This window comes from Streptomyces sp. 351MFTsu5.1, from assembly GCF_000383655.1.
GTDB classification, from domain to species: domain Bacteria; phylum Actinomycetota; class Actinomycetes; order Streptomycetales; family Streptomycetaceae; genus Streptomyces; species Streptomyces griseorubiginosus.
On record NZ_KB911777.1, the window covers coordinates 104,538 to 128,011 of the forward strand.

Consider the following 23,474-nt stretch of genomic DNA (forward strand, 5'->3'; position numbering starts at 1 on the left):
CCTCTACGGCAGTCCCCAGGCCGGTCCGGGCTCGCTGACGGCGACGGGCGCGAGGGTGAGGTCGGGGCGGGTACCGGTGTGCACGAGCACCTCGCGGCCGCGGGGAAGGTCGATGGCGAGGATGCCGCCGCCGAGGTCGTGGGTGCGGGCCGGGGTGCCGTCGTCGAGGACGGCGGTGAGACGTCCGGTGAGGCCGTGCTTGAGTTCGAGGGGCTCGCCGGCCAGGCTGCGGACGCGGATGAAGCGGGTGGTTCCCGCCTTGCGGACGGCACTGACCAGGAAGGCGCCCTCGGTGCGGAAGTTGTGCAGGGTGAGGTCCGCCCAGGCGGTCGGGACCGCGGGGAAGACCCGGATCACCCCGCCCCAGCTCTGGCAGAACATGTCGTGCAGGGACTGCGAGGCCGACAGCGGGGTCTCGATGACCGGACCGGCTTCGGTGTAGTGGGTGTTGGGGCGGCAGGGGAAGCGGGTCGTGGGGTCGAAGAACTTCCGCAGATAGGTGATGGCGGTGTCGCCGTCGCCGGTCATGGCGTACATGGAGGCGGCGCCGGTGTAGCTGTAGCCGCGGTGCGCGCCGGTGAGCGCGTGCCAGTGGACGATCGATGTGGTGATGAGGTCGCGGCTTTCGGGCTGGTCCCAGTTGACGAGGTACAGCGGGTAGACCATCAGCAGGTGTGAGTAGTGCCGGTGGGACTGTGCGTACGGGGTCTCCGCACCGATCATGAAGCCGCTGTCGTCGACCGGGTAGGGCGTGAGCCTGGCGAGGACCTCCTGCCATCGCGGAGCCAACTCGTCCTCGATGCCGAGCAGTTCGGCGGAATCGAGGAGGGTCCGGCAGCCCCAGCGGATCAGGGCGAGGTCGTAGTTGGTGTCCTGGGGCGGTACGACCGGGTATTCGGGCGACAGGGTGCTGGGCAGGTGCAATTTGCCGTCGCTGCCCGGGGTGAGGAAGTGCAGGTAGTAGTTGATCGCCCGGCGCAGCACCGGGTAGATCGTGTCGCGCAGCAGGGCGGTGTCCATGGAGTGGCGGTAGGACAGCCACACGTTGTGCAACGCCCAGGTGAGGTCGCCGACTTCGGCGCCGGTGCCGGGCCGGCCCACGCTGCGGTTGGCGAACATGTCGGAGCTGCGGCCCACGCCCGAGCTGTCGGCCCGGTAGGCGGCGGGCACGTTGGCGGTCAGCTGTTCCTGACTCTGGCGCAGTGTGGTGGCGAGGGAGTCCAGCTCCGGGTGGTTGGAGCCGTGGATGAGCCAGTACTCCAGCTGGACGTTGAGGTTCCACCAGACCGCGGGCCAGGGCGTGGGCTCCAGCCAGGGCCCTGAGGTCGCCATGACGGGTCCGCCGGCGCGGCTGGCGGAGGCGACCTTGTACAGCTGGATCCAGTGGAAGCTCTGGAGGCGCTGGTCGGGGAACGACACGAAGCTCTTGCGGTAGAAGGCGTGCCACCAGCTGGTGTGCCGCTGCCGGAGCGCGCTGTACGACTTCGCGCGGCGGAGGTTGCGCAGGGAGTCGGCCTCGGCGGCCGTGTCGGAGGGGTGGCTGTGGCCGACACTGAGCAGCAGGTCGTTGCCGGTGCGGCGGTGGGCGGTGGCGGTCTGCCCGCCGCCGGTGAGGGGCTGGAGGACCTGCTCGGTGCCGTCGGGGGCGGTGCGGGTGGTCCACGGCGGGTTGGCGGTGTAGTCGGTGGGCGGGGCCTCGCTGATCTTCCGGGGGCTGACGGCCTCCTCGGGGTGGAAGGTCCAGGTGACCCGTTCGTCGCCGCGGGCCGTGACACGGACGGCGAGGACCTCGTCATGGACGAGGGCGGCGAGGGTGAGGGTGCCGGCGGTGGTGGTGACGGTGCCGGTGAGTTCGGCGTTCCAGAGGCTGAGGCGCCAGTCGACGGCGGTGATGGTGCCGGCCGGTTCGAGGGTGAGACGGCCGACGGGGAGTCGGCAGGTGCCCCAGCCGCTGCCGAACTCGGGGCGGTGGTCCTGGACCCGGCCGTGCTGGACGGTGAAGCGGATCCGGTTGGCACCGGGTTCCTGGTAGACCATGCTGCCCAGTTGACCGTCGCCGAGGAAGGGGCCCTCGTACCAGAGGGTGGGCAGCCGTCTCCACAACAGGTCCTGGTCGCGCAGGAAGCGGGCCCACGCGTCGTCGGTGCTCATGGTGTCGCGGAGTTTCCAGGGGCGTCCGGCGCCTGACTTGGCGGACGCCGGATCTCCGGCGTGGGCCGTGTCGGGTGAAGCGGCGGCCGACGTGCCGGGTAACGCGGTCGCCGCCGCTCCGCCCAGCGCGGTGCCGAGCACGGCCCTGCGGGCCGGGTGCGGGTGTCTCTCCGAGGGTGAGGTCATCGTCGTCCTCCATACCTGACGGATCGTCGATACATCGGGTGTATCGAGGAACCTAGGAGGCACCTGTGCACCTGTCAATGACTAGGACATCAGCAGGACCAGACCAATCCCTCAGACTCCTCCGATGTATCTCGACGACGGCGAGAACGGTGACGTTCACATGGCCCGCGGTCCGCCTGCGGCTCAGCCCTGCGCGAGCAGCTGGAGTGTGTCGATCACTCGGTTCGAGAAGCCCCACTCGTTGTCGTACCAGGCGACCACCTTCACATGGCGGCCGTCGACGCGGGTGAGCGCCGAGTCGAAGATCGACGAGGCGGGGTTGCCCGTGATGTCGGAGGACACCAGCGGGTCCTCCGAGTACTCGAGGACGCCCGCGAGGGGCCCCTCGGCGGCGGCTCGGTAGGCCGCGAGCACGTCCTCACGGGTCACGTCGCGGGCGACGGTCGTGTTCAGCTCGACGATCGAGCCGACCGGCACCGGGACCCGGATCGAGTCGCCGGACAGCTTGCCGTCCAGGTTGGGCAGCACCAGGCCGATCGCCTTGGCGGCACCCGTGGTGGTCGGCACGATGTTGACGCCGGCCGCACGGGCACGGCGGGCGTCGCGGTGCGGGCCGTCCTGGAGGTTCTGCTCCTGGGTGTAGGCGTGCACCGTCGTCATGAAGCCGTGCTCGATGCCGGCCAGTTCGTCGAGCACCGAGGCCAGCGGGGCGAGCGCATTGGTCGTGCAGGAGGCGTTGGAGACGATCGTGTGCAGGTCCGGGTCGTAGGCGTCGGTGTTGACGCCGTAGGCGAGGGTGACGTCGGCGCCGTCCGAAGGCGCGCTGACGAGGACCTTCCGCGCGCCCGCGTCGAGGTGGGCGCGGGCGGCCTTGGCCGAGGTGAAGCGCCCGGTGGCCTCCAGCACGATGTCGACGCCGAGCTCGGCCCACGGCAGCTGCGCCGGCTCACGCTCGGCGAGGACGGTGATCCGGCGGCCGTCGACGACCAGGGTGTTCCCGTCGACGGTGACCGGACGGCCGAGCCGGCCGGCCGTGCTGTCGAAGGCCAGCAGCCTCGCCAGGGTGGCGGGCTCGGTGAGGTCGTTGACGGCGACGATCTCCAACGCCGTGTCGCGTTCGAGGAGCGCGCGCAGCACATTGCGCCCGATGCGGCCGAATCCGTTGATGGCGATGCGAGTCATGAATGGTGTCCCTTCCCTATGACCACCAGGCTCGCGCGCGGCGGGCGCAGCTGACAGTGGCGCGATCGCCATGGTTCAAAAGGATCGCGCCATGCCCGCGCGGGGAGCTATTCGCCCCGGGTGAAGGTGCGCCGGTACTCGCTCGGCGTGGTGCCGAGGATCCGCTGGAAGTGCGCCCTCAGGTTCGCGCCGGTCCCGAGTCCGACGTCGGTCGCGATCTGCTCGACCCCGCGCTCCGAACGCTCCAGCAGCTCACGGGCCCGGTCGATACGGGCCCGCATGACCCACTGCATCGGCGTGTATCCGGTCTCCTCGACGAAGCGACGGGAGAAGGTGCGCGGCGATACGGCGGCCTGCCGGGCCAGGAGGTCGAGGGTGAGGGGTTCGTCGAGCCGGTGCAGGGCCCATTCCCGGGTGGCGGCGAAGCGCTCGCCGAGCGGCTCGGGCACGCTGCGCGGCACGTACTGGGCCTGGCCACCGCTGCGGTAGGGGGCCGCGACCAGCCGCCGGGCCGCGTGGTTGGAGGCGGCCACGCCGAGGTCGCCGCGCAGGATGTGCAGGCACAGGTCGATGCCGGAGGCGGCGCCGGCCGAGGTCAGGACACTGCCCTCGTCGACGAAGAGGACGTTCTCGTCGACCCGCACGTGGGGGTGTTTCGCGGCGAGCGCTCTCGTGTAGTGCCAGTGGGTGGTGGCCCGCCTGCCGTCGAGGAGACCGGTCGCGGCCAGTGCGAAGGCGCCCGTGGAGATCGCGGCCAGCCGGGCGCCCCGGCCGTGGGCGGCGACCAGGGCTTCGACGACGGCCGGCGGCGGGTCCTCGCGGTCCGGGAACCGGTAGCCGGGGATGAACACGATGTCCGCCCAGCCGAGTGTGTCCAGCCCGTGGGCGACGTGGTACGACAGCCCGTCCCCGCCGCTCACCAGGCCGGGGGCCGCACCGCACAGCCGTACCTCGTACGGCATGCTCGCCCGCGTGGTGAACACCTGTGCGGGAATCCCGACGTCCAGGGGCTTCGCGCCTTCGAGGACGAGCACGGCGACACGACGGAGGCGGGAGGCGGGCACGGGGACAGGGTACGCAGCGGTCAGGCGTCCTGGACCGTGGCGGTGACGGGCGTGCCGATCTCGACCGTGCGGCTGACCGTGCAGAGCCGGTCGTGGGAGGTCTTCACGGCGCGGGGCAGGATCGTGCGGGCCCGCTCGGCGCCCTCGCCGTCCGGGAAGGCGACGGTGAAGGTGACCGCGAGGTCGGTCATCCGGTTGCCTAGCTCGTCGTCGACCTTGTTGCCCGTCACCTCAACGGTGAAGGTGGCGGGTTCGGCGTGCCGGCTGGTGGCGAGGTCGACGTCCACGGCCGTGCATCCGCCGAGCGCGGCGAGCAGCAGTTCGACGGGAGTGAACTCGTCGGAGCCGGTGCCGAAGGTGATCGTGCCACCGCGGACGTTGGTGGCGACGTACTGCCCGGCACCGGCGCGCTCGACGGTGACGGACCGCTGGGAGTTTTCGCTCATACCGAGGACATTAGCGCCCAGTGCTCCGCGGTCTCGGAGGTGCGGGGTGCCTCACGGGTCCGGAGGTGCGGGGTGCCTCACGGGCCTGGAGGGGGCGGGTGCCTCACGGGGCCGCAGGGGCGGGTGGCTCGTCGGACCGGGATCGGTCACCACTCGGCGGCCACGGCCTCCACCAGCCTGGCGGTGGCTCCCGGATCGGGCACGCTCCGCAGCTTGGCCACCGCCTCCCGGCCACCGAAGTCGCGCTGTTCGGCGGTCACCGTCGGATCGACCGCGCACGCGGCCTGTACGTGGACGTAGTTGAGGTCCGTCGCGAACAGCATGGAGAAGGCCTCCACGCCCTTCACCACCGCACGGCCCCCGGCATCCCGGTAAGCGCGCACCAGCCGCCGGGCGGCCTCGGCCTCGAAGTCGCTGCCGCCGGACCACACGTACAGCGCCCGGGCCACTTCACGCTCCGCCGAGACGGGCCCGGCGTTGTCCCAGTCGAGCAGGACCGGTCCGCCGGTCCCGACCAGGACGTTCTGGGGACGCAGGTCCAGATGGGAGAGCACCACGTCGCCGGGGACCGACGGCGACACGTACTGTCCCAGTTCCACCGCTGTCGTGGCGATGAACCGCTCCAGCTCCCGGGTCCAGGGCAGGCCCGCGCGGTCGACCCTGTCCAGCAGCTCGGCCCAGTCGGATTCTCCGGGAGACCCCTCGTACCAGTCGTTCGGTGCCTCGTCCGTGCCCTCGCCCGCCTGGTGCAGGAGCGCGAGCGTACGCCCGCACCAGTTCAGGATCTCCGGGTCCGACGGGTCGGCCTCGGAGCCGTCGACCCAGTCGTACAGCTTCACCCAGGAGCCTTCGGGCAGCCGTAGGGCAAGGGCGCCGGTGCGGTCCGGCATGAGGCGTGGCGCGGAGATGCCCAGCGGTTCGGCCGCACCGAGCAGGGCGGCCTCGGCACGGACGTCCGGCTCGCCCTCCCCGAAGAGCAGCTCCTTCACCGCCCAGGCAGTGCCGTTTCCGGACAGCTTCCAGATCTGGCCGAGGGCGCCGCGGGCCACGGGCGTCATCGTCCAGGGGCCCGCGCCGAGCGCATAGGTGTCCGCGATGTACGCACCGGTGTCCCGCATACAACTCCCCGCTTCGGCAGCCCTGTTGGAGGAGCCTAGCCGCAGCAGTCCTTTTGCGTCCGGCAGTAGCAGGACGCCTCGACGGGGACGTCGGTGAGGGCGGTGGCGGTGCGTAGCTGGTGGGCGATGATCTGCGCCTCCGCGTCCTTTCCGGTGCGGACCAGGCACTCGTGGAGGCCGTGCAACGCCCAGACGTTGCCCGGGTGTTGGAGTGGGCGCGGGAGGGTGTCGTCGAGGCCGAGGTCGGCGCGGTAGACGGCTTCCGCCTCGGCCGTCCGGCCCTGTTCCAGCAGGAGGGCGCCGTAGGCGTGGCGGGTGGGCTGCATCCAGCCCCAGGGTTCGTCGTAGGGGAGGTTGTCGTCCAGGTCGACCGACCGGGCGAGGGCCGCGAAGGCGGTGTCGAACTCGCCCTTGCGGTAGGCGAGTTCGCCGTCCAGCATGGCCGAGGCAATGGCCAGGATGTCGGCGCAGGTGTTGTTGAAGAGCATCCGGGTCCCGGGAACCCGGGCGACCGCCGCCCGGAAGAGGGTCCGTTCGGCCTCCGCCTCGGTGACGCGGCCGAGGGCGGACAGGGCGACTCCGCGGGCGTAGTGGAGCATCGCCGTGGTCACGCAGTACAGCCGCAGGTCGGCGGGCAGCGGCAGGTCCAGGATGTCGGTCCAGCGGCCGAAGCGGACCAGGACATGGACGCGCATCGCGAGGAAGCCCTCCAGCCAGTCCGCCATCGGCGGGCTCTCGACCCGCAGCAGTTCCTCCGGGATCGAGGCCTCCAGCTGCACGGCCGTCTCCAGGGCCACCTGTGACTGCCCGAGGAACATCGCGCCGTAGATCTTGAAGTGGTAGTTGTGCGAGCGGTAGAGCGTGTAGAAGTTCAGGGCGCCCGACCGGGCCCGCACCTTCTCGTCGGCGGCGATCGCCGCGCTGTTGTCGGACACCACCCGCCGGTAGTCGCCGCAGAGCACCTCCAGGTGGGAGGGCATGTGCAGGAGGTGTCCCGCGTCGGGCACCAGGCCGCGCAGCCGGTCCGCCGCGGTCAGCGCCAGTTCGGGCGTGGGCGACATCTCCATCAGGTGGACGTACAGGTGCAGGACGCCGGGGTGGTCACGTCCCGTGGCGCTCGCGAGCGCCCGCTCCAGAACGGCCCGGGCCTCGCGGGTGCGCGCGCCGAGGGCCGGTTCGCCGGTGCGCAGGTCCCACAGCTGCCAGGGGGTGAGGTTCATCAGCGCGTCCGCGTACAGGGCGGCCACGTCCGCGTCGTCCGGGGCGAGTTCGTGGACGGCGCGCATGGCGTCGGCGTACGGCGGGTTCCACACCGCGCAGTCCTCGGCGGGCCGGGCCTGCGGGTAGCGGGCGCGCAGGGCGTCGATCAGGGCCCGCTCCACCGGGGTGGCCCGGACGGCCGCCTTCCCGTGCGCCCGTTCGACGGCCAGGTGGGTGCGTTCGACGGTCCGGGCCAGGTCGCGGTCGTCGAAGAACTCCCAGGGTTTGTTGTAGTTCGGGCCCAGCGCGTAGGCGATGCCCCAGTGGGCCATGGCGCAGTCCGGATTGGCGGCGGCCGCCTTCTCGAAGCAGGCCACGGCCTCCTCGTGATGGAAGGCGTACGTCCACACCAGGCCCCGGTCGAACCAGAGTTGGGCCTCGGCGGACTCGGTGGTGACGGGTCGGCCGTGGGAGCCGAGGTCGTAGTACTCCATCGCCATCTGCCGCTCCTCGCACCGCTGCCCGGGCCGTACGGGAGTCGATTCTGCCCGAGGAAGGGGCTTTCGGGCCCGTGGGAGCGGATCTGTCCCCCGAAGGAACGCAGGTGCGGGGGCGGGGCGGCGCGGGCCGAGCCGTCACAAGCAGACGGTCCCGAGGAAACTGCTGAAGTACCTCCTCTCGGCCGGCCGTCACGCGCGAAGAGCGTGCGGGTCGGCGGCGAGGGAGGCGTCGTACACGGGGCATCCGGCCGCACCCGCAGCGACCGGCAGGTGAGCGTCCGTGTCCGTGTGGGCGGTCCGGACGGTGTGATCCGGGGGCGGTCGTTCAGGCGGCGCGGTCGAGCAGATGGCGTACGAGGGCGATCAGGGCCCGGGCGGAGGAGCGCTGGTCGCGGGCGTCGCAGTAGGTGACGGGGGTGTCCGGGAGGAGGTCGAGAGCCTCGCGGATCTCCTCCTCCTCGAAGTGGCCGGTCTGCGAGAAGGTGTTGACGGCGACCGCGTACTCGAGGCCGTACTCGTCGATCAGGTCGATGACCGGGAACGTCTCCTCAAGGCGCGAGGGGTCGACCAGGAGCAGGGCACCGAGCGCCCCACGGGCCATCTCCTCCCACAGCTCGATGAAGCGCTGCTGTCCGGGGGTGCCGAACAGGTACAGCACCAGCTCGTCGCTCAGGGTCAGCCGGCCGAAGTCCAGCGCCACGGTGGTGGTCGCTTTGTCCGGGGCCCCGCGCAGGTCGTCGATGTGCAGGGACGCCTGGGTCATCTTCTCCTCGGTGCGCAGCGGAGTGATCTCCGAAAGGGACCCGATGAAGGTCGTCTTGCCCACGGCGAAATGCCCGACCACCAGGATCTTCGCAGCGGTGGTCACGTCGGCGGACACGTAGATGGAGCCGTTCGTCCCGGAGTCAGCCGACGGTGAGGGTTTCGAGTCCATGCAGAACCTTCTCGCGTATCGCTCGGGGGACGTGCTGGGCGGGGGCCGGTACAGCGCGGCACAGGGGGTGCCCCTGCTCGGGTAAGCCGGTCAGCGGCGGTCGGCCCACGCCGTCGGGCAGTCCCAGGTGCCCGGCGACCTCGGCGACCGACAGGCAGCCGCCCGCCATGAGGAAGGAGCGGGCGAAGTCGCTGGTCACCGGAGCGTCCTCGCCCCTTCGTCCAGGTCCGCGGTGTGCCGCGAGCGGGATCCACAGGAGTGGATCTTCGAACAATGACGTCATGAGACTCTTTTCAAGTCGCCTCGCGTCGGGAGACTGAGCGCACACCGCGCGTATGACGCGTCATCAGCCCACTGAAAAGTGCGATGATCTTACCAGTCAGCCTCAGTTTCAACAGGGGTAGCAGGCGTCACACTTGACGCGCTTCCGGAGGCCCCGCGGCAAAACTCGTTTGCGGCGGCGGGCGCCGGTCCGGACTCTTGGGCCCATGTCCTATCTCCTGCGCGCTGCCGCGCTCACCGACGCTCCGGCCGTCACCGAGCTGCTGAACGAGATCGACCGCATCGAGATCGGGCGGCCCGAGACCGACCTGCCCACGGTGGAGGGTGACCTCGGGAACCCCGAGATCGACCTCGACCACGACTCCTGGCTGGCCTTCGACGGCTCACGGCTGGTGGCGTACGCCCTGGTGTGGGACGACTCCAAGGGCGAGCGCATCGACGCCGACCACTACGTCCTGCCCGACCACCAGAAGGCCGGCGAGCTGCTCCTGGAGGCGCTGGAGACCAGGGCGCTGGAGAAGGCGCGGGCCAACGGTGCCTCGCGGGCCGTGATCCATCTGCATCTCAACTCGGCGCCCACGACCGACCTCGCACTGATACGGCAGCGGGGCTGGAAGGCCGTACGGCGGTACCACGTCCTGGAGCGGGCGCTGCGGGCCGACGCGGACCTGCCGCCCGAGCCGCCGGCCGGCGTGCGGGTGCGGCCGTGTGCCGACGAGGCGGACCGGCAGCGGGTCCACGCCCTCCACCAGGTCGGCTTCGCCGAGCACTTCGACTTCCACCCTCGCTCGTACGAACAGTGGCTGCACGACATCCACGCCGACCGCATCGACTGGTCCCTGGTGTGGCTGGTCTCCACCGAGGACCTCGGGGACGTCGGCTTCCTGATCGCCCGCGACGACCGTGAGGCCATGGGCTGGATCCGTACTCTCGCCGTCACCCGCGAGGCCCGCGGCCGAGGCCTCGGCGGGCTGCTGCTGCGCCATGCCTTCGCCGCGTTCGCGGCCCGGGGGCGCGCCACGGTGGGCCTCGGCGTGGACACCGAAAACGCCACCGGCGCGCCCGAGTTGTACGCACGCAACGGAATGTCCGTCCATTACGCCGTCGACACCTGGGAAGCGGTGGTGCAGTGAACTCCCGTCGACGTGCGGCGGATTGCCACGGAGATGAGATGCATTCCGGGTGAGGTGCATTCCCACGGGACTGCTATGCGCCCTTGCCGTGCAGCAACGCGCAGACGAAGTTCTCCTCGAGAGCGCGCATTTTCTGCAGCCGCGCGGGGTCGGTGGACTGAGTGACCTGTGACGTGACCGAGAACGTCAGGGAACGACGGCCGTCGGGGGTGGCCGCGATCAACTGGGTATAGCCCAGCGTGTTGCCGGTGTGGCCCAGGACGACCCCGCACCGCGTCTGGTACCGGAAGACGGCCAGACCCGCGGAGTTGCGGCCGGGGCCGGCGGGCTCGGAGGAGCCGTCGATCCACTGCCGCTGCTGCCCGACGACCCTGCCGCCGTAGAGCCGTCCGCTCGCGTAGCCGCGGATGAAGCGGGTCATGTCGGCCGGTGTGGAGACGATCCCTCCGGAGGCCCAGACACCCGACATCCCGATGACCTCGCTGACGTCCTGCGGGGCCGCGGGCGGGTCCACGTCGTAGCCGTGCAGATAGGGACTCGGCATCCGGTAGCCCTGCGGGAGGCTGGTCGATTGCAGGCCGAGGGTCCGGTAGACCAGTCTGCGCAGCAGTTCTTCGTACGTCGTCCGGGTCGCCGCCTCCGCCATGAGCGCCACGGCGATGTTGTCCGAGTTCGAGTAGTGGTACTCGCTGCCCGGCGTGAAGAGCAGGGGCTGGTCGGCGACGTAGTCGAGCAGGCGCCGGGAGTCGAACCGGTGGCGCGGATCCGCCCGTAGCGCGGCGACGAAGCCCTCGCTGCGGGAGTAGTCGGGCAGACCACTGGTGTGGTTGAGGAGTTGGCGAAGTGTCACCTTGCCCCAGGCGTCGGGCAGTTGGGGAAGCCATGTGTGCAGGGTGTCGTCGAGACGCAGGACACGGTGGTCGACGAGGGTGAGGGCCACCGCGCCGCTGAAGGCCTTGGCCGTGCTCGCGATGCGCATGTGGTCGTCGGGCCGGGGCGCGCGGCCGGTGCTGATGTCGGCGACTCCGGCGCGTACGACACGTGTGCCGTTCTCGGTCCGCAGGACGGCGATGGCTCCCGGCGGGCCGCCCGGGCTCCGCACGAACTCGTCGAGCTCGCGCTGAAGCGTCCGCCGGTCGGGCGGGTCGGTGGCGGCACCGGCGAGCGTCGGGGACAGTGCGGCGAGGCAGACCGCGAGAACGGACCCCGCTCGCAGACGGGATCGGCGTGCAGACATGGGGGCTCCCTGGGGAGGGGACGGCATGGCCCGTCAAGCGTCACCGGGAGCCGCCTTCTCGTGCTTCCGGTACTGCTGCATACGGACCATGGACAGGGGCACCGGAGGGTGCCGTGAATTCGCCCCGCGGGAATCTGCGGTCTTCAGCGGTCGCCTGTTCCTCAGCCTAGTTTGCATGTACACCGACGTCTCGTCGGGAGCCTGCGGGAGGACCGCGCCTGTTCTTTTCGTGCCATCGCACGAGGGTGGGTCCCCGCCACCGGAACGCGTGGCGGGGACCCACCCTCGTGTCACATCGAGCGGCGGCTGGTGCGTCGCAGGAGGACGAATCCGGCGATCAGCAGCATCGCGCCGAGTGCGCCCGGCCACAGCTGGGTGCCGGTCTCGGCGAGACTGCCCTGGTTGCCCTGCGGCGCCGGCTGCGCGGCCACGGGGGGCTGGGCTACGGCTGCGGGCGCGGTGGTCGCGGTGTCGTCCTGCGGGTTCGACCCGGCCGACTGGTCCGGTGGGGTCGTCTGCTCGTCGTCGGAGTCGTCGGCGTTCGTGGTCTCGGGTGCCGACGTGCTGTGGGCGGTGGGTGAGCTGTAGGTCTTCGGTTGGTTGTCGGCGGGGGCAGTGGTCTGGTCGCCGGCCGGGGCCTCGGTGGCCGGGGCGGGCTGCTGCTGGGGGTCGCCGCCGTTTCCGGGGTTCTCCTCGGCACCGTTGCCGTTGCCGTTGCCGTTGCCGTTGCCACCGTCGTTTCCGTTGCCGGGGGCCGGGTCGGAGCCGTTGCCGGTGTCTCCGCCGTTCTGACCGCCGCCGTTCTGACCGCCGGCGCCGTTGTCGCCGCCGTTCCCGCCGTTGTCACCGCCGTTGTTGTTGCCGTTGCCGCCGTTGCCCGGGTCGTCCTGCCCCGTGCCCACGCCGCACTGGCGGCCGTCGTTGATGCAGCCGACCATCTCGTTCATCAGCTTCTCGTCGAAGACGTTGATGAAGTCGCCGTGGTCCGTGACGGGCTTGTGCAGCTGCTCGGGGAAGGAGTCGACCGCGAACAGCGGGGTCGTGCGGCCGCCGTCGTTCAGGCTCGGCGCGTCGACGTCGTAGACGATCCGCTGGACCAGCTGGGGAATGGCCTCGAAGCCGTTCGGGCAGGTGCCGTCGTTCTGGGCGAAGGCCACGTGGGTGCGGTGGTTGGCGCTGTCGATGTTGCGGCCGTCCCAGCAGCTCTGGAACTTGAAGGTGCGCACCACGTCGCTGCCCTGCGGGCACAGCGGGTACTTGTCCTTCAGCTGCCGGTCCTCGAACCCGGTGCAGCTCCAGGACGCGTTGGCGTTGGCGGGGCCGTTCACGAAGGCCTTGGCGTCACCGGTGATGATGCGCAGCAGCCGCGGCATGGCGGTGACCTTGCTGCGGGGGTTGCCGACGAACGTCAGCGTGACTTCCTTGGGCGTGACGATCTGGCCGGCGTTGCCCTCGATGCCGCCGCCGGGCTTGGCGGCGTCCTGTTCCTGCGTGCCGTTCTGGAGCCGGATCACCGGCCAGTAGTACGTGGACTTGTCACCCTGGTCCACGCAGCTCGTCTGGGCGTTCGCCAGGTCCTGGTCGCTGGCGAAGGCGGTGTTCGACTGGTTGCCGATGTAGTCGTGGAAGTGGTGGGCGCCGTTGGAGACACCCGGGGCCACGATGACGTTGTCCGAGTTGAACAGGCCGTTCGCGTTGACACCGCAGCTCGTGACGAAGGTGCCGCGGGAGGCGTCGCCCTGAGCCGGCGGCGCCTGTGCGGCGGGTGGTGCGCTGTTGATGTCGGCGTAGTCCGCGGCCACGGGACCGTTGCCGGCCTGACCGCCGTTGCCCTGCTGTTGACCGCCCTGCTGGTCGCCCTGCTGCTGACCGTCCTGGCCCTGGCCGCCTTGGTCCTGACCGCCGCCCTGCTCGTCGCCCTGGCCCTCCTGGTTCTGGCCCTCCCCCTGCTGCCCGCCCTGACCGCCACCGTTCTGGTTCTCGGTCTGGCGCAGGGTGCAGCCGGCCATGTCGCCGAGCCCGTCGGGCTGTTCACCCGAGTGCTGCAACGCGGCGCTGATGCGCTCGATCGTGGCGGCGCGGTTCTGCTGGAGCGGATCGACGATCCGGCTCTGCGCGGCGTCGCGGTCCTGGATGGACGGGTCCTGGAGTTGCTGGTAGGCCTCCGCTATCTGCTGGTCCAGCCGGGCGAGTTCCTGGTCGACGTCCGCCCGCGAGGCGTCGGGCACGTTGGTGAGCGTGTCCCCGACGTCCGGGCAGTCGATGGTGACGGCTCCCCACGACGTCTGCTGCGGTGTGCCGCTCTCCGTGGCGGAGGCGTACACGTTCGCCGCGACCAGCCCACCACCCCCGAGCATCAGGGCCACTGCGGCGAATGTCGCACGTCGTGCGCCTGTCGGTCGTCTGCGATTGCTGCGTCCCACGGATGTACTCCTGCGCGTCTCGGCTCTCCGGGCATGCAAGTCCCTCGCCCCATACGGATGCCGAGCCCTTCGTGTTCAACCGCATCGGAAATTCACAGCACTCTCATACGGAACATCGAATTCCACCAACCGGCATGGCCCGAACGGGCCACCGGGAGACCGTCCGGGCTCGAAGGCGGCGTGCGCCGTCCGGGCCGGTTCGCGGCCGATGTGGCCCATGCCGGCGATGCCGAGGCGACCGGCCCGCACCACGACGTCCGGTCGAAGGATCCGCCCCGGAGCCCCCGGAGCCTGCTCCACCGTGTCGAACCCGCCCTCCCGGGTACCCGGAGCGCCCGTCCCGGCCCCGGGTGCGGGCCGGTCAGGAAGGGGGCACTGATGACGCAGCACGCCGACGACGACGTCGCCCACCACGGGGGCGTCACCGGACTGCGGCTGGCGACCGGGGAGGCCGCGGGTGAGGCGCTCGCCCGGAGTCTGCCCGTGGACCGCAACCAGGCGATCCTGGAGGCGGCCAAGCAGGTCGGCGCGATCCTGAAACGGGAGGGACACGCCTTCGCGCTCGCGGGCAGTGTCGCCGTGTACGCGCACGGCGGCACCCAGAACCTCCAGCACGACGTCGACTTCGCCATCCTCCCCGAGGACGCCCGGTCCGTCGCCGACACCCTCCGCGAGGCGGGTCTCCAGGTCCGCACACCTCCGGAGGACTGGCTGCTGAAGGCCGACTGCCTGGGCCAGCAGGTCGACCTGATCTTCGAGCTGGCCCACCAGCCGGTCACCCGGGAGCTGCTGGCGCGGGCCGACGAACTCTCGGTCGACTCGGTGTTCATGCCGGTGCTGTCCCCCACCGACCTGCTGCACAGTCTGCTGTCCGCGTTCTCCGAGCACCACTGCGACTTCGGGGCCGTCCTGCCGATCGCCCGCACCCTGCGCGAGAAGGTCGACTGGGACGCCGTACGCCGGGACTGCGGGGACGCGCCGATGCCGGACGCGTTCTTCTACTTCCTGGAACGGCTCGGGGTCATCGAACCGAGCGCCTCCGGGACGGACAGGCCGGGCGGGTCGGCGAGGAACGAGGAGGGTCGGTCATGAGCGGGTCCGCGCCGGAGGGCGCCGGCGAGAACGTCGAGTACCGCGTCGCCCACTTCCGTGACCGGCTGGCCGCGGAAGAACTCGGCGAGCTGGGGGTCCGGGCCGAAGTGCGGGCGGGGGCGGTCGTGGTCAGCGGGACCGTGCCGTCCGCGGAGTGCCGTGAGACCGTGCTGCGGACCGTCCGCGAGGAACTCGCCGGGCTCGCCGTGCACACCGACGTGCTGGTGGCCGAGACCGCCACGCCCGATCATGCGGAGGAACTGCCGTGATCCGTGTCGCCGCCGTGGGGGACATCCACATGGGCCCGGAGAGCCAGGGCGTGCTGCGCCCGGCCTTCGACACCCTGGCCGACTGTGCCGATCTGCTGCTCCTGGCCGGCGACCTCACCCGGCACGGCACGCCCGAGGAGGCGCGCGTGGTGGCACAGGAGGTACGGGACCTGCCGGTGCCGGTCGTCGCGGTCCTCGGCAACCACGACCACCACGACGAGCAGCCCGAGAAGGTCGCCGCCCTGCTGGAGGACGCGGGGGTGCGGGTGCTGGAGGGCGAGGGAACCGTCGTGGAGTGCGGCGGCACCCGGGTCGGCGTCGCCGGGACCAAGGGGTTCGGCGGCGGGTTCGTGGGCCGGAGCGCGGGTGAGTTCGGCGAGCCGCTGATGAAGGAGTTCGTACGGTGCTCACGGCGCTGCGCGGACGGGCTGCGCTCGGCGCTCGAGGAACTGGGCCGGCAGGACTGCGCGGCCAGGGTGGCGCTCACCCACTTCTCCCCCGTCGCCGACACGCTCGCCGGTGAGCCGCCGGAGATCTATCCGTTCCTCGGCAGCTACCTGCTGGCCGAGGCGATCGACACCGCGGGAGCCGACCTGAGCGTGCACGGACATGCCCACGCGGGCACCGAGCACGGGATGACGGCCGGCGGGGTGCGGGTGCGGAACGTGGCCCAGCCGGTGATCCGGCGGGCCTTCAACGTCTACCACCTGCACGGGAACTGACCGGCCGCCGCCCCTGGCGTGAAGCGACAGGACGTGGACGTCAGCTGCGCGCCGTCGCCCGGTCGTGGTGCTCCCACGCCGCGTCCCGCAGTTCCGGCCGCAGCAGCACCTCCACCGCCGTGCGGGCCAGTGCCTCGGCGGCGGCCAGCATCACCTGACGGGCGCGCTCGGAGCCCGCCGCGACGGCGAACTCGGGGGTGTGGTCGGAGCCGTCCTCCCCCATGATCGCCACGAAGGGGTGGATGGCGGGCACCCGTCCGCTGACGTTGCCGACGTCGGAGGAGCCGAGGTAGACGCCGGGTGCGGGCGGGGTCATCTCGATGCCCGCGTCCGCCAGGTGCCGGGCGAACCGGGCCGAGAGCACCGAGCTGTTCCGGAAGTGCTCGTAGCGGGGCGTGGCGCGTTCCACGGTGACCGTGGTCCCCGTCGCCCGGGCGACGCCCTGGGCGCAGGTGAGCAGCTCGCCCGCCAGGTCCTCCAGGGCGCCGGTGGTCAGCGCGCGCAGCCCGAACAGTCCCTCCGCGTACTCGGGAACGATGTTGGTGGCCCGGCCGCCGTCGGTGACGATGCCCTGGACGTGGGAGCCCTCGGGCTGCCTGCGCCCCACCACGGCCAGGGTGTTGAAGAGCTGGACGAGTGCGGCGAGGGCGTCGACGCCCTCGGTGGGGTTGCCGGTCGGGTGGGCGGCCCGGCCGTGGAAGCCGACCCGGTACTGGGCCTGCGCGGTCAGCGGCGCCCACTGCCAGCTGTGCACGCCGGGATGGAACATCAGGGCGGCGTCGAGGTCGTCGAACACCCCGGCCTCGGTCTCGGCGACCTTGCCTCCGCCGCCCTCCTCGGCCGGGGTGCCGATGGCCCACACCGTGCCCGCGTCCCGGTCGAGCACCGCCCGCGCGGCGAGGGCGGCGCCGAGCCCGGCCGCGGCGATCAGGTTGTGGCCGCAGGCGTGACCGAGGCCGGGGAGGGCGTCGTACTCCAGCATCAGGGCCACCGCGGGGCGGGTCCTGCTGCCGGAGCGGGCGGTGAACGCGGTGGGCAGTCCGGCCACGTCCCGCCGGACCTGGAATCCCGCCCATTCGAGCTCTCCGCACAGCAGCGCCGCCGCCCGGTGCTCCTCGAAGGCGTACTCGGGGTCGGAGTGCAGCATGCGCGCCATGTCCCAGAGCCGGTCGGCCCGCGCCGCCACCTCCCCGTGCACCCGCGCGAGCACCTCGTCCACGGCGTCGGTCACATCGTCCTCCCGTTCGGTGTCGTCCGTCCGCGTCACGGTCCAGCCCTTTGGTGTCGTCCGTCCGCGTCGCGGTCCGGTCACGTTCCGCTTCCCCGTCCGGGTTCCATCGAGCGGGGCGGCTTACACCCGGGCAACCGTTACCGGCCCCGGGGCGGGGGTACTCAGGAGCGGTCAGCGTGACTCGCCGAGGAGGCCGCGATGAGGGCGGACCGGATCGCCGATCCCTGGGGTGCCCGGACGCCGTACCGACGCCACGGGTCCTGGCCGGCCAGGGTGGACACGTTCCTCGCGGAAGGCGTGGAGCCCGGCGCGGTCGAGCGGTGGGTGCCGGTGGCGTCGCTGCTGCATTCCGGCGGTGACGCCATGGAGATCGCCGTGGTCGACGGCCGGATGGCGGGGGTTCGCGGACGCGCGGTGGACCGGGTCAACCGCGGCCGGCTGGGGCCCAAGGACCTGTTCGGCTGGCAGGCGAACGCCTCGCAGGACCGGCTGACCAGGCCGCTCGTCCGGCGTGACGGGCACCTGGTGGAGACGGACTGGGACACCGCGATGGAGCGGGTGGCGGCCCGTACCCGGGAACTGCTCGACGAGCGCGGACCAGGCTCGATCGGCTTCTACACCAGCGGCCAGCTGTTCCTGGAGGACTACTACACGCTCGCGGTGCTGGCCCGGGCGGGCATCGGCACCAACCACCTCGACGGCAACACCCGGTTGTGCACGGCGACCGCGGCCGAGGCGCTGAAGGAGTCGTTCGGCTGCGACGGCCAGCCGGGCAGCTTCGACGACCTCGACCACGCGGACGTCATCGCTCTGTTCGGCCACAACATGGCCGAGACCCAGACCGTGCAGTGGGCCCGGGTCCTGGACCGGCTGGCGAGCGCCGACCCGCCGCGGCTGCTGTGCGTGGACCCCCGACCGACCCAGCCGGCCCGGCACGCGGCCGTGCACCTGGCACCGAGGCTGGGCACCAACGTGCCGCTGCTGAACGCCCTGTTGCACGAGACGATCCGGCACGACCGGGTCGACCACGACTTCGTCGACGCCCACACCGTCGGCTTCGAGGAGCTGTCCGACCGGGTCTCCTCCTGCACACCCGAGTGGGCCGCGAACATCTGTGACGTGCCGGCCGCGCGGATCGGCGAGGCGGCCGAACTCGTCGGTACGGCCGAGGCCCTGCTGTCCACGGTCCTCCAGGGCGTCTACCAGGCGCACCAGGCCACCGCAGCGGCCGTGCAGGTCAACAACCTGCACCTGATCCGCGGCATGCTGGGCCGCCCGGGCGCGGGCGTGCTCCAGATGAACGGGCAGCCCAGCGCGGAGAACACCCGAGAGTGCGGCGCCGACGGCGACCTGCCGGGCTTCCGCAACTGGCAGAACGACGAGCACATCGCCGACCTGGCCAGGGTGTGGAACGTCGAGCCGGACCGGATCCCGCACTTCGCCCCGCCCACGCACGCGATGCAGATGTTCCGGTACGCCGAGCAGGGCTCGATCCGGATGCTGTGGATCAGCGGCACCAACCCGGCGGTGTCCCTGCCCGAACTGCCCCGTATCCGCGCCCTGTTGGCGCAGGACCGGCTCTTCACGGTCGTACAGGACCTGTTCCTGACGGAGACCGCCCGGCTCGCCGACGTCGTGCTGCCCGCCGCGACCTGGGGCGAGAAGACCGGCACGATCACCAACGCCGACCGGACGGTCCACCTGTGCGAGAAGGCGGTGGAGCCGCCCGGCGAGGCGCGGCCGGACCTGGAGATCTTCCTCGACTTCGCGCGGCGCATGGACTTCCGCGACAAGGACGGCGGACCGCTGATCGGCTGGCGGGAGCCCGAGGAGGCGTTCGAGGCCTGGAAGCGGTGCAGCGCGGGCCGGCCCTGCGACTGCACGGGCCTGTCCTACGACCGCCTGCGCGAGGCCGGTGGCGTCCAGTGGCCCTGCACCGGGGAGCGGCCCGACGGCACCCCGCGTCTCTACACGACCGGCATCACCTGGGCCCACCCGGACGACTGCGAGAGCTACGGCAAGGACCTGGAGACCGGGGCGGCCGTGGACCCGGTGGAGTACCGCTCCCTCAACCCGGACGGCAAGGCCGTGCTCAAGGCCGCCGCCTACATCGAGCCGCACGAGATGCCCGACGAGCGGTACCCCTTCCAGCTGTCGACGGGCCGGACCCTCTACCACTTCCACACCCGCACCAAGACCGGCCGGGTGACCCAGCTCGACGAGGCCGCGCCCGACGTATGGGTGGAGATCAGCACAGCCGACGCGGACCGTCTCGGGCTCGGCGAGGGCGACCTCGTGAAGGTCGCCACCCCGCGCGGTGGCCTGGAGGGGCGGCTGCGGGTCACCGGCATCCGGCCGGGGCTGCTGTTCGTGCCCTTCCACTACGGCTACTGGGACACCAAGGAGGGTGACGGCCCGGACGGGGGCGGTCCGGGGCGGGCCGCGAACGAGACGACGATCACCGACTGGGACCCCGCGTCCAAGCAGCCCCTGTTCAAGACCGCGGCCGCGGACCTCACCCTCGTCGCCCGCGCCGACGGCCGGCACGCCCCGGCCCCCACCACCACGGCGTCGGCCCCGGCGCACCCTGAGGCGGTGCCGGTCACGGCGGGCGGTCGGCAGGCGTACACGACCCAGAGTCCGGGCTACGGCGAGGCACCGGGCCGGGCGGAGCCGGGAGGCACGTCATGAAGGAAGACTCATGAAGGACGGCATCGCCCACATCCTGCGCGCCCTGCACCGCGGGGAGCGGCGGCTGGCCCGGGATCTGTCGGCCGCGGCCGAGCGGCACGCCGAGGAGCACGAGGTCCACCACGTCGCCACCGACCTCGCGGCCTGGTCGCGCGAGCACGCCGAACGGCTCGCGGACCTCGCCGCGGACGAGGGGCTGCGCCTCGACGACGGCATCCCCGAGCCGTTCCCCGCCGAGGGAACGGACGCCCTGCTGCTCCTGCACGACCTGCGCGCCCTGCATCTGGCCGCCACGGAGAACTCGCTGCACTGGGAGATGCTCGCGCAGGCCGCGCAGGCGAGCCGGGACGAGCGGCTGCTGGGCCTGGTGTCGGCGTGCCGTCCGCAGACGCTGCGGCAGCTGCGCTGGAGCGACACCATGGTCAAACAGGTGTCCCCGCAGCTGCTGACGAGCCTGTGACCAGGAATGAGGGGTGCGACCCCGGGCACTCGGGGGCCGGAGGTGATGAACATGGGACACGGAGGAAACGTCATCGACGAGCTGGTGACCGATCACCGTGAGGTCGAGGAACTGTTCGGGAAGATCGAGGCGCTCGCGCCCGGCGACAAGAAGCGGAAGGTGTACGCCGACCAGGCCACCATGGAGCTGATCCGGCATTCGGTGGCCGAGGAGGAGTACCTGTACCCGGCGGTGCGGGAACACCTGGTCAACGGCAACACCATGGCGGACCGGGAGATCGAGGACCACTCGACGGCCGAGCAGCTCATGAAGGACCTGGAGGGCTGCGCGGCGGACGACCCCGAGTTCGACCGGCTCGTGGGGGAACTGATGAGCGAGGTCCGCTCGCACATCGCCGAGGAGGAGCAGACCCTCTTCCCGCAGTTGCGGGTCGCCTGTTCGGAGAAGGAGCTGGACGACCTGGGCGACAAGGTGCGCCGTGCCAAGAAGATGGCGCCTACCCGCCCGCATCCGTCGGCCCCGGACACTCCTCCGGCGAACAAGCTGCTGGCTCCCGGCGCCGGTCTGGTCGACCGGCTGCGGGACGCGCTCTCGGGCCGCGGCAAGGAGGACTGACGTCCACGGCGCGGGACCCCCGGTCGACGGCGCGGGTCCTCAGGCGATGAGTGCCTCGTCCGAGCCCAGCCGCTCCAGCAGTTGGTCCCGGTGCAGCCCGGCCACCGGCGCGAGCAGGTCCGGGTGCCTGAGCAGGGCCGCGGCACGGCGGTCCGTGGCGTCGGGGGTGAGCAGGCGGCGGAACGCGGCCGGTGAGGCCGTCGTGTGCTCGCCCCCGGCGGCGACCTCGGTCACCGCCAGTCGGGCCAGTTCGGGATCGGTGAGCAGACAGGCCGCCCAGCTGGCCACGACCTCGTCGACCCAGGTCCGCCAGGCGTGCTCCTCGCCGTCCCGGTCGGCGTCGGCGTCCGCGCCGGTGACCCAGTCGAGGCGGGCGGCGCCGCCCGGGCCCGCCATGCCGAGGAGTGCGGCGTCCATCGCCGTCGGATAGCGGAGCCACGCGGCGACCGTCACGGCCTGCCGGGCCTGCACCTCGCACAGCGCGGCGGCCAGCGCGCCGCCCGTGGGCGGATAGGCGCGGTTCAGCCAGTGGGCGGTCGCCGCGATGACCGGGGAGAGATCTGCATGCACTGCCGGGCCGCCCGAATTGCCGGTGGAAGGGGGGTGTGGCCGAAACGGTAGCCCGCGGGCCGGGGAGGACGACATGCCTTCGGCCTCGTCGGGCACGTGGTTTCGGCCACACCGGCCCCTCGCACGCCGGCCCCCAGCCGGAACTTCTGGCGCTAGGCCTCCAGCCAGAACCGGGTGCGTTCGAGCCACAGGTCCAGCAGCCGTGAGTCGCCTCGCGTCCTGACGCCGGGCGCGGGGCGGTCGTAGAGGAAGAGAAGCAGGTCGGTCACGGGTCCGCGGACGCTCGCCGTGGCCGCCCCGCCGCCGCGTCGCCATCGCGGCCGCTCCCCGCCGAGGTCGAGCAGCCACTCCCCCGCCGTTCCCGCGTCGAAGCCCAGGGCCCGCCCGGGTCCGAGCAGTCCGGGCCCGTCCGGCAGGGGTTCGTAGGCCTCCGGGACGGTCGAGAACTGGAGCCACTCCTCCACGGCGTCCGCCGCAAGCCGCTCGTCGACCACGAACTCCGCGCCGGTCACCAGGGCCGCGTCGGCGCGGTGCAGCAGGGTCTCGTAGGCCATCCGGCGGGCCCAGAACCCGGTGGACGGCTCGACCAGTTCTTCGTCGGCGGGCGTCCACACCGGCACGTCGGGTCCGGCCGCCCGCAGGACATCGGCCAGCTCGGTGGCACCCCTGATGAGCCAGCCGCCGAGGGCGGAGTCGTCGAGATAGCTGTAGGCGGCGGGGTCGTTGACGCATTCGTCGTCGATCGGCTGCGAGGCCCGGGTCGCCACGACGTCCGCCGCCCAGCGGTGGTCGCCGCCCACATGCCGCAGCAGCCGGCCGAGGTTCCAGCCGGGGCAGGTGGGCACCGGCGCGGTGAGGTCGGCGCCCTCGGCGTGGTCGGCGAGCAGGCGGGTCTGGGCGACGATCGCTTCGCAGTGCTCTTCGAAGTCGAAGGTCGACAACGCTTCCCCCATTGCTGCCGCGCGCCCCGTCAGGCCTCGGTTCCGGTGTAGAACGCGATCGTCGCGGCGGTCGTCCTGGCGGCCGTCCCGGCGTCCGCGCCGGAGGCGGCGTAGGCCTCGCCCCAGCTCTCGCCCGAGCCGGTGATGAAGGTACGGCCGTCGGGTGTGGTGTGCCAGGTCGCGGCCTCCTCCTTGCTGAGCCCGCGGCCCGCGAGGTGCAGCCGCAGCCCGTACAGCCCGAGGTCCCAGCCGACTCCGACGGCACCGGGGCCGAACTGGTCCCAGAACTCCTCCGGTACGACCGACACGTGCTCGAGTTCGAGGACGGTCCGCTCCCCGTCCTCGGGCGTGAGGCGCACCTCGACCTCGCTGAACCCCGGGTCGGGGCCGAACAGCCAGCTCACCCTCAGCCGCTCGGGTTCCACGCACTCGAGGATCTCGCCACCGGCGTTGCCCTCCAGCTGGTAGCGGCCGCCGACCTTGAGCTCGCCGCTGACCGGCATGAACCAGCGCGCGATGCGGTCGGGGGAGGTCACCGCGTCCCACACGTCGGCGATCTCGGCGTCGTAGGTGCGGCGCAGCAGGACGGTCCGGGCCTCGCCGGTCTCGACCTGCCGGGTGCCGACCCGTCGGTGCAGTCGGTTGATCTCGTCGGCGATCTCACTCATCTCGGCTCACCTCTCCTTGCCGTCTGCGCTCTCGCTTTCCGCGCGCGAGTTCCGTGCCGAGCGCGTCGAGCCGCTGGTCCCAGAAACCGCGGAAGCGCTCCAGCCAGGCGTCCACCTCTTTCAGCGGCGCGGCCTCGACGGCGTAGAGCCGCCGGTTGCCGTCGGCACGGACGGAGGCGAAGCCGCTGTCCCGCAGCACCTTGAGGTGCTGTGAGACGGCCGGCTGGGAGATCCCGAACTCGTTCCGGATCACGGCACTGACCTCGCCCGACGCCTGCTCCCCCGAGGCGAGCAGTTCCAGTATCCGGCGCCTGACCGGATCTCCGAGTACGTCGAACGCGTGCACCTGAGCCACTATG

The 23,474-nt window shown here is 71.7% G+C and carries 21 protein-coding genes and 1 pseudogene; 7 read left to right on the plus strand and 15 right to left on the minus strand.

The window, feature by feature from the left end:
- Positions 1-3: 3 nt before the first annotated feature.
- The 8 genes and pseudogenes from H295_RS0107090 to H295_RS47840 form a co-directional block, all read right to left on the minus strand.
- The gene (locus tag H295_RS0107090; RefSeq protein WP_020134645.1) at positions 4-2,337 is read right to left on the minus strand and encodes a glycosyl hydrolase family 95 catalytic domain-containing protein; all 2,334 of its coding nucleotides are present in this window, start codon (positions 2,335-2,337) and stop codon (positions 4-6) included.
- A gap of 183 nt (positions 2,338-2,520) precedes the next feature.
- A complete protein-coding gene (gap, locus tag H295_RS0107095) occupies positions 2,521-3,519 on the minus strand; it encodes a type I glyceraldehyde-3-phosphate dehydrogenase (RefSeq protein ID WP_020134646.1) in 999 nt (332 codons plus the stop codon).
- Between the two features lie 107 nt (positions 3,520-3,626).
- A complete protein-coding gene (locus tag H295_RS0107100; RefSeq protein WP_020134647.1) occupies positions 3,627-4,583 on the minus strand; it encodes a GlxA family transcriptional regulator in 957 nt (318 codons plus the stop codon).
- 20 nt (positions 4,584-4,603) lie between these two features.
- Complete coding sequence (locus H295_RS0107105) at positions 4,604-5,029, minus strand: OsmC family protein (RefSeq protein ID WP_020134648.1); 426 nt, start codon at positions 5,027-5,029, stop codon at positions 4,604-4,606.
- A 146-nt stretch (positions 5,030-5,175) separates the two neighbouring features.
- The gene (locus H295_RS0107110; protein ID WP_020134649.1) at positions 5,176-6,147 is read right to left on the minus strand and encodes a phosphotransferase enzyme family protein; all 972 of its coding nucleotides are present in this window, start codon (positions 6,145-6,147) and stop codon (positions 5,176-5,178) included.
- Positions 6,148-6,182: 35 nt separating this feature from the next.
- The gene (locus H295_RS0107115) at positions 6,183-7,841 is read right to left on the minus strand and encodes a hypothetical protein (RefSeq protein WP_028809138.1); all 1,659 of its coding nucleotides are present in this window, start codon (positions 7,839-7,841) and stop codon (positions 6,183-6,185) included.
- A 331-nt stretch (positions 7,842-8,172) separates the two neighbouring features.
- Positions 8,173-8,781 (minus strand): GTP-binding protein, encoded by a 609-nt coding sequence (locus tag H295_RS0107120; RefSeq protein ID WP_028809139.1) that lies wholly within the window; start codon positions 8,779-8,781, stop codon positions 8,173-8,175.
- Positions 8,753-8,953: pseudogene (locus tag H295_RS47840) on the minus strand (DUF742 domain-containing protein); the annotation flags it as partial. The gene H295_RS0107120 and the pseudogene H295_RS47840, both read right to left, overlap by 29 nt.
- A gap of 316 nt (positions 8,954-9,269) precedes the next feature.
- On the opposite strand from H295_RS47840, the gene H295_RS0107130 reads away from it, so the two are divergent.
- Positions 9,270-10,196, plus strand: coding sequence for a GNAT family N-acetyltransferase (locus tag H295_RS0107130; protein ID WP_020134653.1), 927 nt, complete (start codon positions 9,270-9,272; stop codon positions 10,194-10,196).
- Positions 10,197-10,269: 73 nt separating this feature from the next.
- Here H295_RS0107130 and H295_RS0107135 read toward each other — a convergent pair whose 3' ends face one another.
- Positions 10,270-11,433 carry a serine hydrolase domain-containing protein gene (locus tag H295_RS0107135; RefSeq protein ID WP_020134654.1) on the minus strand — a complete coding sequence of 388 codons (1,164 nt, stop codon included), beginning with the start codon at positions 11,431-11,433 and terminating at the stop codon, positions 10,270-10,272.
- Positions 11,434-11,723: 290 nt separating this feature from the next.
- On the minus strand, positions 11,724-13,790 hold the full coding sequence (locus H295_RS0107140) for a DUF1996 domain-containing protein (RefSeq protein WP_043217278.1): 2,067 nt from the start codon (positions 13,788-13,790) through the stop codon (positions 11,724-11,726).
- Positions 13,791-14,234: 444 nt separating this feature from the next.
- On the opposite strand from H295_RS0107140, the gene H295_RS42880 reads away from it, so the two are divergent.
- The 3 genes from H295_RS42880 to H295_RS0107155 are packed head-to-tail and all read left to right on the plus strand — an operon-like array spanning position 14,235 to position 15,939.
- Positions 14,235-14,948: a nucleotidyltransferase family protein gene (locus H295_RS42880; protein WP_020134656.1), complete on the plus strand. Its 714-nt coding sequence runs from the start codon at positions 14,235-14,237 to the stop codon at positions 14,946-14,948.
- Positions 14,945-15,217 carry a BON domain-containing protein gene (locus H295_RS0107150; RefSeq protein WP_020134657.1) on the plus strand — a complete coding sequence of 91 codons (273 nt, stop codon included), beginning with the start codon at positions 14,945-14,947 and terminating at the stop codon, positions 15,215-15,217. Before H295_RS42880 ends, H295_RS0107150 begins: the two co-directional genes overlap by 4 nt.
- The gene (locus tag H295_RS0107155) at positions 15,214-15,939 is read left to right on the plus strand and encodes a metallophosphoesterase family protein (RefSeq protein ID WP_020134658.1); all 726 of its coding nucleotides are present in this window, start codon (positions 15,214-15,216) and stop codon (positions 15,937-15,939) included. The genes H295_RS0107150 and H295_RS0107155 overlap by 4 nt, the downstream gene beginning before the upstream one ends.
- A gap of 40 nt (positions 15,940-15,979) precedes the next feature.
- Here H295_RS0107155 and H295_RS0107160 read toward each other — a convergent pair whose 3' ends face one another.
- A complete protein-coding gene (locus H295_RS0107160) occupies positions 15,980-17,170 on the minus strand; it encodes an amidohydrolase (protein WP_028809140.1) in 1,191 nt (396 codons plus the stop codon).
- Positions 17,171-17,368: 198 nt separating this feature from the next.
- On the opposite strand from H295_RS0107160, the gene H295_RS42885 reads away from it, so the two are divergent.
- The 3 genes from H295_RS42885 to H295_RS0107175 are packed head-to-tail and all read left to right on the plus strand — an operon-like array spanning position 17,369 to position 20,936.
- Entirely contained in the window at positions 17,369-19,861 is a 2,493-nt protein-coding gene (locus H295_RS42885) for a molybdopterin oxidoreductase family protein (RefSeq protein ID WP_020134660.1), read from the plus strand.
- 10 nt (positions 19,862-19,871) lie between these two features.
- Positions 19,872-20,321 (plus strand): hypothetical protein, encoded by a 450-nt coding sequence (locus tag H295_RS0107170; protein ID WP_020134661.1) that lies wholly within the window; start codon positions 19,872-19,874, stop codon positions 20,319-20,321.
- A 51-nt stretch (positions 20,322-20,372) separates the two neighbouring features.
- A complete protein-coding gene (locus tag H295_RS0107175) occupies positions 20,373-20,936 on the plus strand; it encodes a hemerythrin domain-containing protein (RefSeq protein WP_028809141.1) in 564 nt (187 codons plus the stop codon).
- Between the two features lie 39 nt (positions 20,937-20,975).
- Here the strand turns inward: H295_RS0107175 and H295_RS0107180 are convergent, their stop codons facing one another.
- The 4 genes from H295_RS0107180 to H295_RS0107195 form a co-directional block, all read right to left on the minus strand.
- Complete coding sequence (locus tag H295_RS0107180) at positions 20,976-21,506, minus strand: hypothetical protein (protein ID WP_020134663.1); 531 nt, start codon at positions 21,504-21,506, stop codon at positions 20,976-20,978.
- 152 nt (positions 21,507-21,658) lie between these two features.
- Complete coding sequence (locus H295_RS0107185) at positions 21,659-22,459, minus strand: maleylpyruvate isomerase N-terminal domain-containing protein (protein ID WP_020134664.1); 801 nt, start codon at positions 22,457-22,459, stop codon at positions 21,659-21,661.
- 17 nt (positions 22,460-22,476) lie between these two features.
- The gene (locus H295_RS0107190) at positions 22,477-23,115 is read right to left on the minus strand and encodes an SRPBCC family protein (RefSeq protein ID WP_020134665.1); all 639 of its coding nucleotides are present in this window, start codon (positions 23,113-23,115) and stop codon (positions 22,477-22,479) included.
- Positions 23,108-23,470, minus strand: a complete 363-nt coding sequence (locus tag H295_RS0107195) for an ArsR/SmtB family transcription factor (RefSeq protein WP_020134666.1) — start codon at positions 23,468-23,470, stop codon at positions 23,108-23,110. Before H295_RS0107195 ends, H295_RS0107190 begins: the two co-directional genes overlap by 8 nt.
- Between the last annotated feature and the right edge of the window lie 4 nt (positions 23,471-23,474).

What these genes read in the sequence shown, in the direction of transcription:
- H295_RS0107090 (WP_020134645.1), bottom strand. Translation starts at nt 2,337, where the DNA reads ATGACCTCACCCTCGGAGAGACACCCGCACCCGGCCCGCAGGGCCGTG.
- gap (WP_020134646.1), bottom strand. Translation starts at nt 3,519, where the DNA reads ATGACTCGCATCGCCATCAACGGATTCGGCCGCATCGGGCGCAATGTG.
- H295_RS0107105 (WP_020134648.1), bottom strand. Translation starts at nt 5,029, where the DNA reads ATGAGCGAAAACTCCCAGCGGTCCGTCACCGTCGAGCGCGCCGGTGCC.
- H295_RS0107110 (WP_020134649.1), bottom strand. Translation starts at nt 6,147, where the DNA reads ATGCGGGACACCGGTGCGTACATCGCGGACACCTATGCGCTCGGCGCG.
- H295_RS0107115 (WP_028809138.1), bottom strand. Translation starts at nt 7,841, where the DNA reads ATGGAGTACTACGACCTCGGCTCCCACGGCCGACCCGTCACCACCGAG.
- H295_RS0107120 (WP_028809139.1), bottom strand. Translation starts at nt 8,781, where the DNA reads ATGGACTCGAAACCCTCACCGTCGGCTGACTCCGGGACGAACGGCTCC.
- H295_RS0107130 (WP_020134653.1), top strand. Translation starts at nt 9,270, where the DNA reads ATGTCCTATCTCCTGCGCGCTGCCGCGCTCACCGACGCTCCGGCCGTC.
- H295_RS0107135 (WP_020134654.1), bottom strand. Translation starts at nt 11,433, where the DNA reads ATGTCTGCACGCCGATCCCGTCTGCGAGCGGGGTCCGTTCTCGCGGTC.
- H295_RS0107140 (WP_043217278.1), bottom strand. Translation starts at nt 13,790, where the DNA reads ATGCTCGGGGGTGGTGGGCTGGTCGCGGCGAACGTGTACGCCTCCGCC.
- H295_RS42880 (WP_020134656.1), top strand. Translation starts at nt 14,235, where the DNA reads ATGACGCAGCACGCCGACGACGACGTCGCCCACCACGGGGGCGTCACC.
- H295_RS0107150 (WP_020134657.1), top strand. Translation starts at nt 14,945, where the DNA reads ATGAGCGGGTCCGCGCCGGAGGGCGCCGGCGAGAACGTCGAGTACCGC.
- H295_RS42885 (WP_020134660.1), top strand. Translation starts at nt 17,369, where the DNA reads ATGAGGGCGGACCGGATCGCCGATCCCTGGGGTGCCCGGACGCCGTAC.
- H295_RS0107170 (WP_020134661.1), top strand. Translation starts at nt 19,872, where the DNA reads ATGAAGGACGGCATCGCCCACATCCTGCGCGCCCTGCACCGCGGGGAG.
- H295_RS0107175 (WP_028809141.1), top strand. Translation starts at nt 20,373, where the DNA reads ATGGGACACGGAGGAAACGTCATCGACGAGCTGGTGACCGATCACCGT.
- H295_RS0107185 (WP_020134664.1), bottom strand. Translation starts at nt 22,459, where the DNA reads ATGGGGGAAGCGTTGTCGACCTTCGACTTCGAAGAGCACTGCGAAGCG.
- H295_RS0107190 (WP_020134665.1), bottom strand. Translation starts at nt 23,115, where the DNA reads ATGAGTGAGATCGCCGACGAGATCAACCGACTGCACCGACGGGTCGGC.